Below are 17,012 nucleotides of genomic sequence, written 5' to 3' on the forward strand. Positions count from 1 at the left end.
TTTGTCATAGCGTGTCCCGCGGAGCTTGATTGCCGGTTGCCCGATAGATCCGCCGCCCATCGACCTCATGGACCAGCCGGTAATGTTGTTGCAACGTCTGCTCGAGGATCTGTTCCTGCGCGGGCAGAAGATACCAGACCTTTTCTTGCTTCACGATGAAATCCGGATGTGTCCCTAGGACCGCGCGCATCTCCGCCTCGGGCGTCGGCGCGGCCCCGATCTCCGCTTGCAACAGCGAGGGCTTGGAGATGTTCGAGGGGTGGGTCACGATCTTTCGAGGTGGATAAACATTCAGCAGCGTGTAGGCCAGGTGATCTTCCAGCAGATAGAGCTTGCAGCTGCTGTTGGCGCACGACGCTTTGAGATAGTCCGCCACGTCGTAGGCCGGCCCGTGCATCAGGCCCTTGTCGCTGCCGACCCGCTGCCAGGCGGTTTTATATTCGGCCGCCACCGGCGCCAGCATCACCACCGCGCACACGGCGATGGTCGCGACCGCGGCGACGAGCAGGCGTCGCTCGGCAAGGTACGCGTAGGCGATGCCGGCCAACAATGTCATAAAGGGCAGCATGCCGATCAGGTAGTGCATCGGCGCCACGCCGCTCACCACGATCGACAGGCCCGTTGCAATCACGAAAGCGAGCACGCTGATCAATGTCATGCGCTGCTCGCGATCGCGGCCCATCGCCGCTTTGATAGCAAGGCCAGCGCCCGCCACGCCCACCACCCATGCGGCCACGCCGACCGCGAACTGCGGAGGATTGAATCCCCAGCGAACGCCCATGGCGTTGAAGGCGTGTTGCACGAAATTCGCGAGCGGCCCGCTCTGTGTGGTCGCGTATGCGAAGGGGGCCTCGAACACCGAATACCAGAACAACGGAAACGACCCGCTCAAAGCATACGGCGCCATGAACGCCAGCAGTACGGCGATGCCGCCGATGCCGTAAGCGATCAGCGCTTTGACGCATTCCTTTGCCCCGCGCTCCCACTGATAAACTGCGATCAGCGGCGCGCAGGCAATCACGACGAACGCAAGATTGAGCCTGACCAGCGTCGCAAACGAGAGCAGCGCGCCGATCGCGACATACCACAGCGCGTTGTCACGTCGTGCGACCAGGATCCACAGCGCCACGAGCACCGGCAGCGTCGAGATGAGCTCGGACGTCGTCGCCTGCCCCGACACGGTCGCGCTCATGCTGAGGATGTAGACGACCGCGCCAAACACGCCGGCACGATGCGAATGCAGGCGCTGCGCCAGCGCGTACACCACCGCAGCAGTTGCGAATACCAGCAACGCGCCGAAGATCCGCACCACCAGCACGTCGTTGCCGAGACTGATGATTCCAGCAAACAAAAAGAAAATCGCCGGGGGCTTGTTGTCCCAGATGTAGGTGTAAGGCAGGAAGCCGTTCAGCAGCGAGTGCCCCATCAGGATGAAGGTGCTTTCATCCCAATCGATCACGTCGACGAAAAAGAACGGCAGGCGCGTCACCAGAGTGAGCACCGCGAGCGAGATCCACAGCGCTGGCGATTTGGCGTTGAGCATTACGCGTGAGCGTCTGTCAGGTCGCGATAGATCTGCTCGTAACGAGCAGACAGAGCGCGCAGTGAATAGGATTTTTCGACGAACCGGCGCGCCTGTTCGCCGACGCGCTGGGCGAGCTCGGGATTGCGCAGCAGCTCGATCAGAGTGCTCGCGAAAGCAGGCTCGTCCTGCAGAGCAAACATGAAGCCATTGCTCCCCTGCTCGATCAGATCCTCGGTGCCGCTGATCTTCGAGGCCACGCTCGGCAGGCCCGAGGACATCGCTTCGAGCAACGCGTTCGGCATGCCTTCCTGCTTGGACGGAAACAAAAAGACATCCGAGGCGCGCAAATAGCTCGCCGCGGTCGGCTGCAGGCCCGTGAAGATCACGGAATCCTTCAATCCTTCGCGCTCCACATATTGGAGCAGCTCCTCGTAGTAGCGCCAGGCGCCTGCATCGCTGCGCTCGGGCAGCGGCCCGACGAGCACGAGCTGCGCATCGATCTGCGCTCGGCGCACCTCGCGAAAGGCGCGCACGGCGAGATCGACGTTCTTACGAGAAATGATGATGCCGACGAAACAAACCGTCGGACGGTCCGGCAAGCCCAACGACGCGCGCAGCTGGGATTTTTCGGCGCGAGACGCGCACGGCCGAAAGGTGTCGGTGTCCACGCCGTTCGGCATGAGGTGCACGCGGCCGTTGGCGAACGAGTGCTGGCGGAATTCCTCTTGAATGATGCGGCTGGTGGCGATGTAACGATCGAACCGGCTCACCAGGTAGCGATTCGCACGGCCCCACAGCCTGCCCTGCCCTTTGAAATCGATGTCACTGTGAGCCATCGCGACCTTCAGCAACGCGCCCTTGCCAAGCAGGCGCGCCACCAGCGAGGCGATGGTGTGCTGTAACGTGCCATGCGCATGGATCACGTCGTACGTGTTGCGACGGCGGATCAGAAACATCGCCAGCCGGAGCATGAACGACAGCACCTGCAGCGACGGCGTCTTCACCACCGGCAAGCGATACACGGGGATGCTCTCGACCAGCTCGTACTCGGCGCTGCCGGTCAGGTTGGCGCTGACCACGAACAGCTCCACACCGCGCGTTTGCAGATGATGGCTCAGATTTCGAGCCTGGATCGCCGAGCCGCTGTAATGAGGCGCGTAGTAGTAACTCAGCATGCAGACGCGGACCGGCCGGCCCGCGTCACGTCTGCTATCCGTTGTGTTGCCCGCAGTCATGCAGCATCACGTGCGCTTGGCCAGCACCATTTCCGGACGTCGCGTGAGCAGCGCGATGGCGCGGCGAATGAACACGTCAAAGTCCGCGCGCCGCGCCGGATCGAACACCTGCAACGGATCGAACGAGCAGCCGCGCATGTCGATGCCCTTACGGTGCACGTTGTTATAAAAATCGATATTGATCGGCGCGGGCCGATGCGCGGCGAGCAGCAGCCGGCCCCAGCGCGGCAGCGTCTCGAAAATGACATCGGTCACTTCGGCTTTGCCGCTCAGATCGATGGCCACCAGGCCGACGCTGTCGGCGAGACGACCTTTCAATTCATTCAGCAAGGTCTCGCCGACGGCGAGCACTTCCACTGCGCCGGGGGCTCGATAATTCGACACGGCGCCGAGCTGAATCACCGGCAGCGCGCCGCGCAGGATGGCGGTCTCGCCCAGGAAATGCTCGAACGGCGACTCCGCCGTGTACACGGCAGACTCGCCGATTTCGAGCTGCATCTGTTCCCAGGCCCACAGCGACAACGCCAGGGCTGGCACATGCAACGCCACTTCCGCGCTCAGAGTGCCGTCGATCGGAATGCACTGAGTGCTCTCGACCTCGAGCGTCCCGACATCGGGCGACGGCAGCAACGCGAGCACTCGTCCGGTCGCATTGTCCTCGGCAGTTGCCACACCATACGTCTGAAGCGTGCCGCGTGCGGCGACCGGCGGCTGCACGCGCTCCACCGTCAGTTTGAACTGCGCTGCGTCGTTGATCATTGCGGCCACGATGGATTACCTGACCGTTTCGAACTTCGGCACTTCGAGCGCCGCGCCGCGCTCGAGCGAGGCATAGGCGCTGCGGATGAAGGCCAGATTTTCCCAGCCCTCGCGGAACGAGACTTCGGGCTGGCCATCCGCCTTGCGCACGGCGGCGGCGAACTGCCGCACCCACTCCGCCGTCCAGCTGAACGTCGGGAATTTCTTGATGTGGTACAGCTGACCGGGCCGCTTGCCGTCGATGGGCCGCGTCGAATAGAACGAGATGCCCTCGCCGTTCAGGATCAGACTGCCATTAGTGCCCCAGATGCGCTCTTCGGATTGTTCCGTACCGCGCATGATGGAGCTGGCGCTGATCGAGCCGATCGCGCCGTTATCCAGTCGATAGGAGATCGAGATGATGTCTTCGACTTCGGCCGGGGAGCCGAGCGTGCCGTATTCGCTGTAGATGCGCGAGGCCTTCAGGCCGGTGAGAAAGTAGATGTAATCGATGATGTGGCAGACGTTCATGATCAGATAGCCGCCGCCGCACTTCTCACGCGATGCCCGCCAGTTGTCGGGCGAGTTGCTGCGCGCCCCGGTCCAGTAACCCGGATCCTTGAACTGATGGGAAACGATCTGCACGCCGGTGATGGTGCCGAGCAGACCCGAGTCGATCAGCTCCTTCGCTTTGCGGATCTTCGGCAGATAGCGAAAGCTGTAATTCACGCTGAGCTTGACGTTGTTCTCGCGGCAGGCGCGGATCATCTCCTCCGCTTCCTCGAGATTGTTGGCCATCGGCTTTTCCACCAGCACGTGCTTGCCGGCATTCGCGGCCTGCACGGTCTGCGGCCGGTGCAAGTGATGCGGGGTCGAGAGCAGCACCGCTTCCACTTCCTGGCTGCGCAGCAGATCTTCGTAGGTGGGAAAGAACGGAGCCTTGAGCGCGCTGGCCATGTCGCGCGCGACCTTCTGATTGACATCGAACACGCCGACGATCTTCGCAGCGCCGGAAGTCGCGGCCTCGCGCGCATTTCGTTGCGCGATCGCGCCAGCGCCTGCAATACCAATTCTCAACGGTTCCACCGATGTCACCTCTTCAAGAAACTTTTATTCGATTACGCGCGCGGCGCAGCTGAGTTAGTGGGCGGCCTGCCAGTTGAAACTGATGGCGACCTGGTCGGCGCCGCCCTTGGCCAGCACTTCGAATACGGCATTGCATTCGTTCGGCGCGGCGTGCCACGTGATCAGATCGGCGACCTGCAGGCGGCCGGCGTGCAGCAGGTCCAGGAACAGCTTGCCTTCCTGCCGATAGCTCCAGCGCGTGAGGCTCGCGTCGCGTTCGGGAATCGCGCTGATGTGCGCGCCGATGATCGTGAGATTACGTTGCTGGGTGGTGGACCAAACATCCACATCGCGGCTCAAGCCCCGGGAGCTGCCGAGCAGCACGACTTTGCCGCCGTCGCGGGCGCACTGCATCGCCGTGGTGACGGCGTCGGGCGTACCCACTGCCTCGATCACGACGTCGGCCTGGATCTCATCCAGCACCTGATTGCCCTTCTCCAGGGAAATGAACTCATCGGCGCCGGCGCCCGACAGCGCGGTCTTGGCTCGACGGCGGCTCGGCGCGACGGCGATGACGGTCGAAGCACCGACCGCGCGAGCCAGCCGGTTGGCCAGCTGACCGATCAGGCCCTGGCCCACGACCGCCACGCGATCGCCAGCGGAAATGCGAGCCTTGCGGATGCCCTGCAAGGTGATGATGCCGAGCTCGATGAAGCTCGCCGACTCCGGACCGACGCCCGGCGGCACCCGAAACAACAGCGCGGCAGGCACGGTCTCGTTGCTGGAATGATGCACGCGGCCCGCGACCTGATCGCCGACCGAAATGCCTTTCACGTTCTTACCGACAGCCACGACCTCGCCTGCGGCCGAGTAACCGGGAACATACGGAAACGGTCGACGCGCACCCGGCAGACCGCACAGCACGGCGCGCTCGGTGCCAGGGCTCACTGTTGTACGTGCAACGCGAACCTGCACTTCGTTCGGGGCAGGCGAGAGAAATTCGTACGGCTCGAGGTGAGCGATTTCGAAGTCGAGGAACTCGACGTGCTTGCCCTGCTGCACGCGGCGGCCCGAAGTCAGCCCCTGGATCCGGATCAGGCCCCACAGGAACACCCGCTTCAGCGGCGGACGGATCGCCACCGGCAGCTTGGAATAGACGGATCCGAGCAGGTTGATGAGCCAGGTAGGCATTCTTGATTCTCAAACGGGCCTTCGGCCCCAAATTCTCGAGGGTGACTTTGCAGCCCGCTAGTGGACACCACCGGGGCAGCGCCTGCACTAGGTCAAAGGGACAGGAGCGATGCTCGCGATCCGTGCATCATGGCGCATGCCGTCGGCGCGGGTCTGCGATGCAATGCTCACATTGCAGTGACGCATTTTTTAACGGGATTTGACGGCCTTTTTTACACCTATTGGCGAATTTGCGCCCGGGCATAATTCGTCAAGGCGGCGTAACCGTCGGCGCTGATGTGCGTGCCGTCCTCGCTCGAATATTCGAGCTTGCGGAAACCTTCGCCATCGTCGAACACCTTCTCGAAATCCCACAAGCGCAGCCTCTGCTCACGGGCATAAGTCCGTAACCAGGCGTTCACATCGCGGACGTGCTCGTTGACCCAGGCGTTGTAGTTCTGCTTGCCACGCAGGTTGTTGATGAAAGCCACGAGCCGATTCGCGAGGCCCACGGCCTCGCTGACGGTGACCTCGGTCGCGAGGATCACCTCGATGCCGTTTTCACGGCCCAGGCGCACCATTTCGCGGTAGTCCGCCTTGGCTTTTTCCTTGGCGGCCTCGATGCCGCCGGGCGGGGCCCGGTGCACGTTGTTGATGTGGCCCCAGATCAGCACCGCCTGCGGTTTAGCGGCAATCACGTCCCGCTCGAAGCGTGCCAGCACCTGATGGGTCTCCTCGCCGCCAGCGCCGCGATTGATCACGCGATAGCCCGGCAGCTCCGGCTCTTTCCAGCCGCCTACATACGATGCGCCGGCCAGCACAAGGGTGGCCGTGGACGAGACCTGCTTCACTGGGTCCATAACTGGGGGGGAATCTCCGACCTGCGAGGACTGCGAACCTGCGGCGCCGGCATATAGCAGCAGCCATGGCAGCAGCCAATAGAACTGTCGTCTGTACATGGAACCGTCCGCGGCGAGCGATGATAAGACCTGTCGGCAAGGACAACACTTGCGCCCCACCGACCGCCAACTAAGTCACACGGATCCCGCTACTCTGCAGATATCATTCGCGGTTCCTGACCTGCTGACCGGTACCCGCGTGACCGAGCTGCCAAGAATACACGACAATCGAGTGACTACCGACGCTTCCCCAGCACACGGGGCGCTCGCCGCGAGCCGCTCGAAGGCCGCCGCCGCACGCAAGCGCCGCGTCTTGATCGTGGCTTCGACGCTGCACGTCGGCGGCGCCGAGCGCGTCATGGCTTGTCTGGCAAAGAACATCGACCGGCGACGTTTCGATGTCAGCGTCTGTTACCTGAAAGAAAACGGCGTGGTCGGCCACGAAATGCAGCGCGAGGGCGTCGAGCTGCTGCCGCTGCCCGGCCGGGAATATGGCAAGCTGGATCGGCTCACCTTCATCAAGCTGCGCCGGCTGATCCGGCAGCGTGATTTCCACCTCATCCATACGCACGACATGCACGGCTTCATGGACGGCTCGGCGTGCCGGCTGCTGACGCCAGGAATCCGGCACATTCATACCTTTCATTTCGGCAACTACCCGCATCGCGAGCCGCATTTCAAACGGATCGAGCGATTGCTCTGGCGGGTGCCCGATACGCTGGTCGCGGTGGGTCACGCACAGGCCCATTCCATCCGCACGCTGTATGGCATTCCCGAACAGCGGATGCGCGTTCTGTGGAACGGAGTGAATGCGCCGTCGCCGCGCATTTCGCCCAGCGTGCAGGCGGCGATCGAAGGCTGCACCGATCCCATCATCGCGAGCATCAGCACGCTGATTCCCCAGAAGGGTCTGCATCATCTGCTCGAAGCCGCGGTGAAACTGAAAAACGGCGGCGCCCGTTTCCGCTTGCTGATCGTGGGCGGCGGACCGCTGCAAACCCAGTTGCAGGAATTGGCCGTGCAACTCGGGCTCGACCAGCAGCACGTGCGTTTTCTCGGCTGGATTCCGGAAGCCTCCGATTGCGCGCTGCCGGTGTGCGATATCTTCGTGCAATCTTCGCTTTGGGAGGCGATGTCGGTGGTCGTGCTCGAAGCGATGGCTGACGCACGCCCCATGGTAGTGACCAGCGTCGGTGAAAATCCCCACGTGATCGAGCACGGCAAAACCGGCTTGATCGTGCCGCCCGGCGACCCGAGCGCACTGGCCGACGCCTTGCACCGCCTGCTGCAAGATCCGGCCCTCGGCAAACGTCTCGGCGAAGCCGCCCGCGCCCGCCATGCGGAGCGATTCCAGGTTCGCAACATGGTCGCGGATTACGAAGCGTTGTACGACGAAATTCTCGGCAATCCGCCGACCGGCACTCACTGATGCGCATTACCTTCGTCACGCAGATCGTTCCGTATCCGCCGCATGGAGGCGTGTTGCAGCGTGGCTTCAATTTGCTACGCGAGCTCGGGCGCAAGCACGAGGTGCAACTGCTCGCGTTCCATCATCCCGATGAATTGCCGCACGGCGAGCCGCTGGCTCGCAGTCGTGAAGAGCTTGGAAAGTTCTGCGCCGAGCTGGAGTATTTTCCGTTGTGGCCCAAGCAGTCCCCGCTGCACAAGCTCGTCGCCTTCGCCGCGGGCGCGGTCTATCCCAAGCCTTTCAGCGTGCTTGCTCACAAGAGCACCGCGCTGGCCGAGCGTATCGAGGAGATCTGTAAGAGCCGCAAGCCCGATATCCTGCATCTGGATACGATCGCGCTTGCGCCGTTCCGGCATTACAGCGCGAACGTGCCCACTGTGCTCGCTCATCACAACATCGAATCGCAGCTGATGAAGCGACGCGCCGATCATGAAGCGGGCGCGGCCGCTCGCATGTATGTACGCGCCCAGACTGAGCGTCTGATCCGCTTCGAGCAGGAGCAGGCCGACAAGTTCGCGCTCAACATCACTGTTTCCAATGCCGATGCGAAGATGTTGAAACAAATCTGCCCCGGCGCGAAAACGGCAGTCGTACCCAACGGCGTCGACACTGATTACTTCGCACCTCGCCCGGGCGAGGAAACTCCCGCGCTCATCTATACCGGCGGCATGAACATGTTCGCCAACCGGGACGCGGTGGAATGGTTCATCGAGTCGATCTGGCCGCGGATCAAGGCCGCTGTACCGGAAGTTCGTTTCTATGCCATCGGTCAACGACCGAGCGCTCGCATCCTCGCGGCAGCAGCCAGCGATCCTGCGATCCAAGCGCCGGGCTTCGTCGATGACGTGCGACCGTGGGTCGCAAAATCCGCCGTGTATGTCGTGCCTCTGCGCGTCGGCGGCGGCACGCGGCTCAAGATGGTCGATGCAATGGCGCAGGGCAAGCCGATCGTCGCCACCACCGTCGGCGCCGAAGGTATCGATGGCGAGAACGGCAAGCACTTCCTGCTCGCCGATGACGCCGAAGCCTTCGCACGCACCGTGATCGATCTGTTGCGCGATCAGACTCGTCGCCAGCAACTCGGCGCATCGGCCCGCGAGCGAGCCGAGCAACGCTACGCCTGGCCCATGCTCAGCGAAGACCTCGCTCGTCACTACGCCCGCGTCGTCGAGGAGGCGAAGCGATGAATCCGCTGCTCAAGCGCATCTATGATCTCGCGCCCGCCTCGGTGCAGAGCGCGCTGGTCAGCGCGTTCAGCGCACGACTCGAGCGTCAGCGCTACGGCGGACGTTTCGAAGAGTTCCGCGCGCTGCTCGAAGAGAGCCAGTGGTGGGATGCGCAGAAGATGCGCGAATGGCAGGACGAGAGGCTGCGCGCCGTGGTTCGTCACGCCGACGAGCATGTGCCCTACTACCATGAGCTCTTTCGTCATCACGGCATCGATGCGAACAAGTTTCGCGGCCAGGAAGATCTGCCGCGCATTCCGGTGCTCACGCGCGAAACGATCAAGCGCCGCACCGAGGATTTGAAGTCCAAGCGCCCCGAGGATCGTCGCCTGACCGAAGGTCACACCAGCGGCACGACCGGATCGCCGCTGCAGATCTACTACAGCGAAGAGATGATCACGATGAACTATGCCGTGATGGATCGTCAGTATCGCTGGGCCGGCGCCCGTCTGCAGCGAGATGGCGACCGCGCCGCCGTGGTTCGCGGCAATGTGATCGTGCCGCTCTCGCAGAAGCGCCCTCCTTTCTGGCGCCACAACCACAGCCTGAATCAGCTGCTGATGTCGAGTTTCCATCTGACGCCGGAGAATCTCGTCAGCTATTTCGAAGTGTTGCGCGAGTTCAAGCCGACGGTGATGGACGGCTATCCCTCCTCGCTGTACGTGCTTGCGAAAGTGCTGCTCAACCGCGGCGAGCGGCTGCCGGTGAAAGCAGTGATCACTTCTTCCGAAACGCTGTATGACTTCCAGCGCGAGGCCATCGAAGCTGCGTTCCAGTGTCGCGTGTTCGATTACTACGCGGCTGCCGAGCGCGTGGTGTTCGCCGTCGAATGCGACAAGCACGAAGGGCATCACTTGTGCGAGGAATATGGCATCACCGAGATCTGCGATGACGACGGCCAGCCATTGCGCGCCGGGCAGGAAGGGATCATGGTAGGCACGTCGTTGCACAACATCGGCATGCCCATGCTGCGTTATCGCACCACGGACCGTACTGCACTCAAAACCCACGTGTGCAGCTGCGGCCGTCCCCTGCGATTGATGGAAGATGTGACCACCAAGGCCGAGGATCTGCTGCGGCTGAAGGACGGGCGACTGATTCCACCGTCCGTGCTCACCCATCCGTTCAAGCCGCTGGATTCGATCGAAGCCTCACAGTTGGTGCAAACTGATCTGGACCGGCTGGTGGTGCGCTTGATTCCCCGGCCGGAATACAGTCAGAAGGATGCCGACCACCTGGTGCGGGAGCTCAAGGCGCGCCTCGGTGCGGACATGCGCGTCGACATCGAGCAGGTCGAGCGCCTCGAGCGCACCTCCCGCGGCAAGTTCAAGTGGGTTATTTCTAAAGTGGATCTGGGTCTGTAACCATGTGCGGTCTGGTCGGTGTGTTTTATCGGGATCAGGCTTGCGATCCCGCCCGTCTCAAGGCGATGCGCGACATCATCTCGCATCGAGGACCGGACGATGCCGGCGATTTCATCGAGGGCCCGCTCGGTCTCGGTCATCGACGGTTGAGCATCATCGACCTGAGCCCCGCCGGGCATCAGCCGATGTTCACGGCCGACGGTCGCTACGTGATCGTTTATAACGGCGAGATCTACAACTACAACGAACTGAAGCAGGAGCTCGCGGCGCAGGGAGCGCAGTTCCGCAGCACCTCGGATACCGAAGTCATCCTGGCGCTGCATGCGCGCCTGGGCGATGCCGCCGTCGCCAAGTTGAATGGCATCTTCGCGTACGCGCTATGGGACAAGGTCGAAAAGCGTCTGTTGCTGGCGCGCGATCGGGCTGGCATCAAGCCGCTTTACTACGCAGCCACCCCTCGTGGCGTCGTGTTCGGCTCGGAAATCAAGACTCTGTTCCAGTCGGAGCTGGTGACGCCGCGTCTGAACGAAAAGCGCGTGGCGGAATATTTGCTGTTCCGGCAAGTGGCCGGCTCGGAGAATTTGTTCGCCGACGTGCACGTGGTCCCGCCCGGGCACACCATGGAAATCGTCGCTGGCGTCGCCTCGCCGCCGCGCGAGTATTGGTCGGTGCGCACTCCTCCCGCGCCCTTCAAGGGCAGCTACAACGAGGCCGTTGACGAGCTCGATCACGTGCTGAATCGCTCGGTCGCGCGACAGCTGATGTCGGATGTGCCGCTCGGCACCTTCTGCAGCGGTGGTATCGATTCGAGTCTCACGACCGCGATTGCCGCACGCCACGCTGGACGCGCGATCAACACATTCTCGGTCGGCTTTCATGAAGCCGCTTATGACGAAAGCGAGTATGCGCGCATGGCCGCCCAAGCCTGCGGCACGAATCATCACGAGCTACGCATCGACGAGCGTGACTTCGCCGGCCTGTTGCCGAAGCTGGTCTGGCACCATGACCTGCCGCTCAACTATGCCAACTCCGTGCACATCTACGCGATCAGCGAGCTGGCGCGTAAGCACGTGACGGTGGTGCTGACGGGCGAAGGGGCCGATGAGTTGTTTGGCGGCTATCCGCGTTATTACATTCCGCGCCTGTTGCAGACCATCAATCGCGTTCCCGCGCTGTTGCGCACGCCGGCCGTCGCGATGCTCGCCCGCTCCGGGGATCATCGGTTGCGCAAGCTCGCGGATTTCGCTCGCCGTCCGGTGCACGACGCGATGATTTATAACACCACCGGCACCGATCCTTCGATGGTTCGCAAGGTCGCACGCGCCAACGGCGCGATACCGCTCGAATTCAGAGAAGAGCGGCTGGCGGACGCTCATACGCGTGGCCTGGACGTGGTAACCGCGCTCGCCACGCTCGACTTCCAGACCTATCTGGTGTCCATCTTGAACCGGCAGGACAAGATGAGCATGGCGACCAGCATCGAGTCACGCGTGCCGTTTCTCGACAACGAGATGATCGATTTCGCGCGCAGCCTGCCGCTGCCCTACAAACAAACATTGAAACATCGCAAGCGCGTGCTGAAGGACGTGGCGCTTCGCTACCTGCCCGGGCCGATTATCCATCGACGCAAGTCGGGCTTCGGCGTGCCGCTGCAACCGTGGTTCGCGAGCAATGGACCGGTGGGCAAGCTGCTGGAAGAGGCGCTGCACAGCCCGGCCATTGAGTCCGCGCTCGATGCGCGCCTGCTCACCGATCTGCTGAGCCAGCATCGCAGCGGCGCTGCCGACCACAGCGAGCTGCTGTGGGGCGTGCTCAACCTGTCGCTGTGGCGAGAGGCTTATCGGGTCTAGTGGACGTCTGCGGCGGCGATTCGCAGCGGTACAGCTCGTGAAACACCACATCGCCGATGGTTGCGATCGGCCGATGGCAGAAGCCCGATAGCAACTGCTGAATCTTCTGCCGCGGCCAGCCCATTTCCGCGAGCGCATACCACGGCATCAGGTCGTGATCCTTGTCGTACACCCGCGCCACGAGCACGCGACCGCCGCTATTCAATTGCGCCTCGATCAATTCCGGCACGCGCGAGATGTGCTGGGGCGCATCTTCCTTGGCAAGCGCCATGTTCATCAGCACGAGCTTGCGCACGCCCGGCGCATCTTCACTGAGCTGCATCCACTTGCGCTGATCCCAACCCGGAATGATCTCGAGATCGCCGGCGCGCACCAGCGAATCGTGTTGTTGGCGCTTGACCAGGAATGCGCGATCCGACATCGGCTCGACGACGGTGACGGTATTGACGATCAGCAGCGCTGGCACGAAGGCCATCAGCGCGTACCGCCGCCAATCCCTGCTTCCCCACGACGGCGCGGCCAGATCGTTCGCGAATGTCACCTGTGGCATCACGCCCTGCCCCATCATCGCGAGCAGCCACACGGCCGGCAGGATCTGGCCCCAGAAGATGTCATCGCCCGCCACCCACAGGAAATTGAAGGCCAGGTACATCACGATCCACGCGAGCAGAAAGCGCGCCAGAGGCTCACTGACCACCCGACGCAACGCGAACCACGCGACGCCGACGACGAACACGATCACCGCCGGCGCGAGCACTAGGCTCAGTCCGATCGTGCCGAAATTGGGAATGAACTCGAATGGCTCGGAGAACGCCAGCACTTTGAGCACCGTGCCGAGCCCCGCGGTGGCAAGCGTCGCGCCGAGCAGCGTATTGAAGCCGACCAAGGCGGTGGCCTCCGTTACTCCCGCCACGGTCCAGTCGAGTCCATACAATTCATTCAAGCGGCTCGATGAGTCGCCCTGGTAGGCCGTGAGCCAGGTAAGAAAGGAAGCCTCGGTGCCGGATAAGAGATAGCCCGCGACGAACAGCGGAAATCCCAGCGCCGCGGCGGCCGCCCACAACTTGAGGGTGTAGCGAGGCTGCCATCGACCCAATCCGGGGCCGCTGAATCCCACGACCACGCCGGCGATGATGGCGAGCGGCAGATTGTTGAACATCACGGCCGCCGCACCGGCGAGCAGCAGCCCCATGTAGTACAGATTGCGTTCCTCGGCGCGACCGGCGCGCATGGACGCCAGGAAGTCGATATAGCAATAGATCACGCCCATCAGCAGCGGCATCTGCACCATCACGTAGTACTGATTCACCGCGAGCGTGAGGAATGTGTGCGAGGCGAACAGCCCGGCAACGCACAGCAGACGAGTTGCCGGGCTCGCGACACCCGCGCGCAGCAGCGCCGCATGAAAGATCAGCAGCGCAATTACCGTCGCCACGCCGCTCAGGATTTCGAACGCGGTGAGCGGGTCGATCGTCACGCCCAGCTGCGTCAGCAACACCGAGAAGTAATAACCGAAAGGATCGAGCAGCAGATGATTGGGATTCCAGATCAGATCCGACGCGGCGATCTGCTGCACGATGCGCTGCGCATCGCCATGCGGCCAGGTGCGGTTGAACAAAATGACGTACGCCGCGACGAACGCGACGAGGGCAATGCGCTCTCCGATGGTCCGGGGAGCGGAAGACGCCGTAGTGGACATGGTCTGTGAACGAACCTTATGTCTGCACGCGTGGGCGGTAGGTCCACAGTCGATGCAGCGTATACGTTACCGGCGTAACGAATACGGGTACGCAAATGATCCCGACGATGTAGTGCCCGCCGAGCCAGTCGACGGTCCCGGACACAGCGGCGGCCAGCACCACCCCCAGTAGTTGTACTGTGACGAAGCGGGCCAGGGTCCGCCCGTCGATGGAGCTGCCAAAGCTCCATAGCGTATTGATCACATATGAGAAGGCCGTGGCAACCGTAAAAGCCACCGCGTTGGCGATGGCCGGCTCGGCATGCGCCGTTTCGATCATGGCCAGTGCGACCGCAAAATGCACAGCCGTTGCGAGCACGCCGGACAGCAGGAACCGGCGCACCTGGACACTCAACACCACAACTCGCCTCGCTTACTTACTCAGTGCCCTGTCGATGACATTTGCGCACCAGGTAGGTCGGGCGCTGCTTGCTTTCGAGATACATGCGACCGATGTACTCGCCGAGCAGTCCGATGCTGATGAGCTGCAGACTGCCGAAGAACAGGATCGCCACCAGCACGGACGCGTAGCCGGGGACGTCGATACCGTAAATCAAGGTTCGGATCACGATGTACGCGGCATAGGTCAGCGTCAGCAGCGCGCAGATCGTGCCCACATAGGTCCAGACCTTCAGCGGCGCGGTGCTGAAGCTCGTGATGCCTTCCAGTGCGAAATTCCAGAGCTTCCAGCCGGAGAACTTGGTCTTGCCGGCGGCGCGGGGCTGACGGGCGTAATCCACCGTCACCGCTTTGAACCCGACCCAGGCGAACAAGCCCTTCATGAAGCGCTGGCGCTCCGGAAGCCGCTTCAACGCCGCGACCACCACTTTGTCCATCAGCCGGAAGTCGCCGACGTTAGCGGGAATCGCCACCGTGGACAGCTTGTTGTGCAGCCGATAGAAGCCTTCGGCCGTCTTGCGCTTGAGGAACGTATCGGTGCTGCGATCGGTGCGCCGGGCGAGCACGACTTCGGCGCCCTTGCGCCATTCCTCGATCATCTTCGGGATGAGCGTCGGGGGGTCCTGCAAATCGGCGTCGATGGGCACCACGGCGTCGCCGCACGCGGTGTCGATGCCGGCCGTCAACGCGGCCTCTTTGCCGAAGTTGCGCGACAGCTCGACCACCACGAAACGAGGGTCGAGGCGATTGGCGGCCAACAGATGCACCAGCGTGTCGTCGCGACTGCCGTCGTCGACACAGATGAATTCGAAGCGGACGTCGGGGACCGTGCTGGCCATGGCGCGCAGCGCTTCGTAGAAGATCCAGACGCCTTCGCTCTCGTTGTAAAACGGAGCGACGATCGAGACGAGCTTGCCCCCGACGCCGATCGCCGTCGGCGCCAAATTCTCGTTCGATGCCACCGTCCCGCTCGCCACGGGACTGGCTGACTCAGACGTCACGGACAAGTTTTTCCCTCATCGGCGGCGGTGGGATGACCGCGTCCAGCTGCCTATCTAATCACGAAAGCAGCGCCTACGGGAAAAACCAGCACTTTTGGGCGGATGCGCCAGGACAGCGATCCAGGAGGGACTGCAGCGCGCCGGGTATCCGGGTGGGGCCCGGCGCGCTGCCGATGCTAAGCGTGTCTGATGACACGCCTGTTACTCAGGACCGAGCGATTACTGGGGCAATGCGGACTGCGAGCTCGCGATTGCAAAGTCATCGATGTACACGGTCGAGCTGCCAAAGCCGTTGACCGTCGTCGGCGCGCGGAACATGGTGTGGCCGCGGCGCTGATCCGTCGGGATCGGCCAGTAGAAGTTCGCGGTCTGACCGCCACGCCAGTCGGAGTACTTGGTCCAGGTCGACTGGCCGCGCTGACGCACCCACGCCTCATACGTGCCCTGCGCACCGCTGGTGTCGAAGTGCAGACGGACCTGATACCACTGCCCGCCGGCCAGCGGCGTCGAGACCAGGTTCTGCTTCAGCTTGGCCTTGTTGGCCGGATACTCGGTGTCGCCGCGGAAATCCGCATTCTGAGCTTCGACCGCCAGGAAGCGACGCGAGGAGCCATCGCCGCTGGTGTTGAAGCCGCCCGAGCCCCACATGAAGAGCCAGCCGAGGTTCGGACCCCAGTTACAGGGATAGATGCCGCTGCACGGATAGAGCGTCTTGTCGCGGGTGCTGAAGCGGCTTTCCGGCGTCGCATAGGTCCAGAACTGGATCCACACGTTGGCCGGCAGGGTCTGCGTCGTGCTGCCTTCGCGGCCGAGCTGCAAGTAGTAGTCGGTCTGCGAGTACGGCATGCCTTCCATCGCGGTCGAGCCCGGGATGGACTCGAGCACCAGCACGCGCGAGCCCAAAGTGCTGTCGGCGCGGGTGTAGATCCAGCCGTTGCCGCTGGCCTCGTTGGAGTTCTCCGCCTTCACGTGGGTCCAGCCATGCGCCGGGAAGACCGACGACACGCCGCCGCTGCGGCTCGCCTCATAGTCGAAATTGTCGAAGAACAGCGTGCTGCCGGGAGTGGTCGGCACGCTCGAACCGCCTTCGACGGAAAGATCTGTCGGCGGATTCGGCACCTGCGCGAGCGCGGTGCCTGCCAGGCCGAGCCACAGGCCGGCGGCGGCGGTCAGCGATGCAAACTTTCGATTCATAGATGTCGACTCCGATTCCTCATGCCGCCGGACGCCACGGCATTTCTTGGAGGCGAAGAATATAGACGTTGAACGATGGGCGATAATGTCTCGTATAGCCGACATGAAACGAAGTTTCATCAGGTATGCCCCTAAGATTT

Annotated in this window: 14 protein-coding genes; 4 read left to right on the forward strand and 10 right to left on the reverse strand. The window is 62.7% G+C overall.

The features are described from left to right. Positions 1-4: 4 nt before the first annotated feature. The 6 genes from VGD45_RS32250 to VGD45_RS32275 all read right to left on the reverse strand — a co-directional run bounded on the left by VGD45_RS32250 (position 5) and on the right by VGD45_RS32275 (position 6,593). On the reverse strand, positions 5-1,543 hold the full coding sequence (locus VGD45_RS32250; protein WP_331159530.1) for an ArnT family glycosyltransferase: 1,539 nt from the start codon (positions 1,541-1,543) through the stop codon (positions 5-7). After that, entirely contained in the window at positions 1,543-2,760 is a 1,218-nt protein-coding gene (locus VGD45_RS32255; RefSeq protein WP_331159531.1) for a glycosyltransferase family 4 protein, read from the reverse strand. Before VGD45_RS32255 ends, VGD45_RS32250 begins: the two co-directional genes overlap by 1 nt. 6 nt (positions 2,761-2,766) lie before the next feature. After that, positions 2,767-3,528, reverse strand: a complete 762-nt coding sequence (locus VGD45_RS32260) for a hypothetical protein (protein ID WP_331159532.1) — start codon at positions 3,526-3,528, stop codon at positions 2,767-2,769. 6 nt (positions 3,529-3,534) lie between these two features. Further along, positions 3,535-4,584 carry a Gfo/Idh/MocA family oxidoreductase gene (locus VGD45_RS32265; protein ID WP_331159533.1) on the reverse strand — a complete coding sequence of 350 codons (1,050 nt, stop codon included), beginning with the start codon at positions 4,582-4,584 and terminating at the stop codon, positions 3,535-3,537. Between the two features lie 54 nt (positions 4,585-4,638). Next, the gene (locus tag VGD45_RS32270; RefSeq protein WP_331159534.1) at positions 4,639-5,754 is read right to left on the reverse strand and encodes a zinc-binding alcohol dehydrogenase; all 1,116 of its coding nucleotides are present in this window, start codon (positions 5,752-5,754) and stop codon (positions 4,639-4,641) included. Between the two features lie 218 nt (positions 5,755-5,972). Beyond that, complete coding sequence (locus tag VGD45_RS32275) at positions 5,973-6,593, reverse strand: GDSL-type esterase/lipase family protein (RefSeq protein WP_331159535.1); 621 nt, start codon at positions 6,591-6,593, stop codon at positions 5,973-5,975. Between the two features lie 271 nt (positions 6,594-6,864). Between VGD45_RS32275 and VGD45_RS32280 the strand changes: the two genes are divergently transcribed. From VGD45_RS32280 to asnB, 4 genes are read left to right on the forward strand one after another with little or no spacing between them, the layout of a single operon-like run. Then, positions 6,865-8,061: a glycosyltransferase family 4 protein gene (locus VGD45_RS32280; RefSeq protein WP_331159536.1), complete on the forward strand. Its 1,197-nt coding sequence runs from the start codon at positions 6,865-6,867 to the stop codon at positions 8,059-8,061. Next, positions 8,061-9,287, forward strand: a complete 1,227-nt coding sequence (locus tag VGD45_RS32285) for a glycosyltransferase (protein WP_331159537.1) — start codon at positions 8,061-8,063, stop codon at positions 9,285-9,287. Before VGD45_RS32280 ends, VGD45_RS32285 begins: the two co-directional genes overlap by 1 nt. Next, the gene (locus VGD45_RS32290) at positions 9,284-10,690 is read left to right on the forward strand and encodes a hypothetical protein (protein ID WP_331159538.1); all 1,407 of its coding nucleotides are present in this window, start codon (positions 9,284-9,286) and stop codon (positions 10,688-10,690) included. The genes VGD45_RS32285 and VGD45_RS32290 overlap by 4 nt, the downstream gene beginning before the upstream one ends. Positions 10,691-10,692: 2 nt before the next feature. Continuing rightward, on the forward strand, positions 10,693-12,540 hold the full coding sequence (gene asnB / locus VGD45_RS32295) for an asparagine synthase (glutamine-hydrolyzing) (RefSeq protein ID WP_331159539.1): 1,848 nt from the start codon (positions 10,693-10,695) through the stop codon (positions 12,538-12,540). On the opposite strand, the gene VGD45_RS32300 is transcribed toward asnB, so the two are convergent. The 4 genes from VGD45_RS32300 to VGD45_RS32315 all read right to left on the reverse strand — a co-directional run bounded on the left by VGD45_RS32300 (position 12,503) and on the right by VGD45_RS32315 (position 16,872). Continuing rightward, positions 12,503-14,239 carry a hypothetical protein gene (locus VGD45_RS32300; RefSeq protein WP_331159540.1) on the reverse strand — a complete coding sequence of 579 codons (1,737 nt, stop codon included), beginning with the start codon at positions 14,237-14,239 and terminating at the stop codon, positions 12,503-12,505. The two genes, asnB and VGD45_RS32300, sit on opposite strands and share 38 nt — an antisense overlap. A gap of 16 nt (positions 14,240-14,255) precedes the next feature. Continuing rightward, positions 14,256-14,639, reverse strand: a complete 384-nt coding sequence (locus VGD45_RS32305) for a GtrA family protein (protein WP_331159541.1) — start codon at positions 14,637-14,639, stop codon at positions 14,256-14,258. Between the two features lie 16 nt (positions 14,640-14,655). Beyond that, positions 14,656-15,606: a glycosyltransferase family 2 protein gene (locus tag VGD45_RS32310; protein ID WP_349263407.1), complete on the reverse strand. Its 951-nt coding sequence runs from the start codon at positions 15,604-15,606 to the stop codon at positions 14,656-14,658. A 291-nt stretch (positions 15,607-15,897) separates the two neighbouring features. Continuing rightward, positions 15,898-16,872 (reverse strand): hypothetical protein, encoded by a 975-nt coding sequence (locus VGD45_RS32315; protein WP_331159543.1) that lies wholly within the window; start codon positions 16,870-16,872, stop codon positions 15,898-15,900. Positions 16,873-17,012: the final 140 nt, after the last annotated feature.

It is taken from the genome of Steroidobacter sp. (assembly GCF_036402275.1).
Classification (GTDB): domain Bacteria; phylum Pseudomonadota; class Gammaproteobacteria; order Steroidobacterales; family Steroidobacteraceae; genus Steroidobacter.

What these genes read in the sequence shown, in the direction of transcription:
- VGD45_RS32250 (WP_331159530.1), bottom strand. Translation starts at nt 1,543, where the DNA reads ATGCTCAACGCCAAATCGCCAGCGCTGTGGATCTCGCTCGCGGTGCTC.
- VGD45_RS32255 (WP_331159531.1), bottom strand. Translation starts at nt 2,760, where the DNA reads ATGACTGCGGGCAACACAACGGATAGCAGACGTGACGCGGGCCGGCCG.
- VGD45_RS32270 (WP_331159534.1), bottom strand. Translation starts at nt 5,754, where the DNA reads ATGCCTACCTGGCTCATCAACCTGCTCGGATCCGTCTATTCCAAGCTG.
- VGD45_RS32275 (WP_331159535.1), bottom strand. Translation starts at nt 6,593, where the DNA reads ATGGACCCAGTGAAGCAGGTCTCGTCCACGGCCACCCTTGTGCTGGCC.
- VGD45_RS32285 (WP_331159537.1), top strand. Translation starts at nt 8,061, where the DNA reads ATGCGCATTACCTTCGTCACGCAGATCGTTCCGTATCCGCCGCATGGA.
- VGD45_RS32290 (WP_331159538.1), top strand. Translation starts at nt 9,284, where the DNA reads ATGAATCCGCTGCTCAAGCGCATCTATGATCTCGCGCCCGCCTCGGTG.
- asnB (WP_331159539.1), top strand. Translation starts at nt 10,693, where the DNA reads ATGTGCGGTCTGGTCGGTGTGTTTTATCGGGATCAGGCTTGCGATCCC.
- VGD45_RS32300 (WP_331159540.1), bottom strand. Translation starts at nt 14,239, where the DNA reads ATGTCCACTACGGCGTCTTCCGCTCCCCGGACCATCGGAGAGCGCATT.
- VGD45_RS32315 (WP_331159543.1), bottom strand. Translation starts at nt 16,872, where the DNA reads ATGAATCGAAAGTTTGCATCGCTGACCGCCGCCGCCGGCCTGTGGCTC.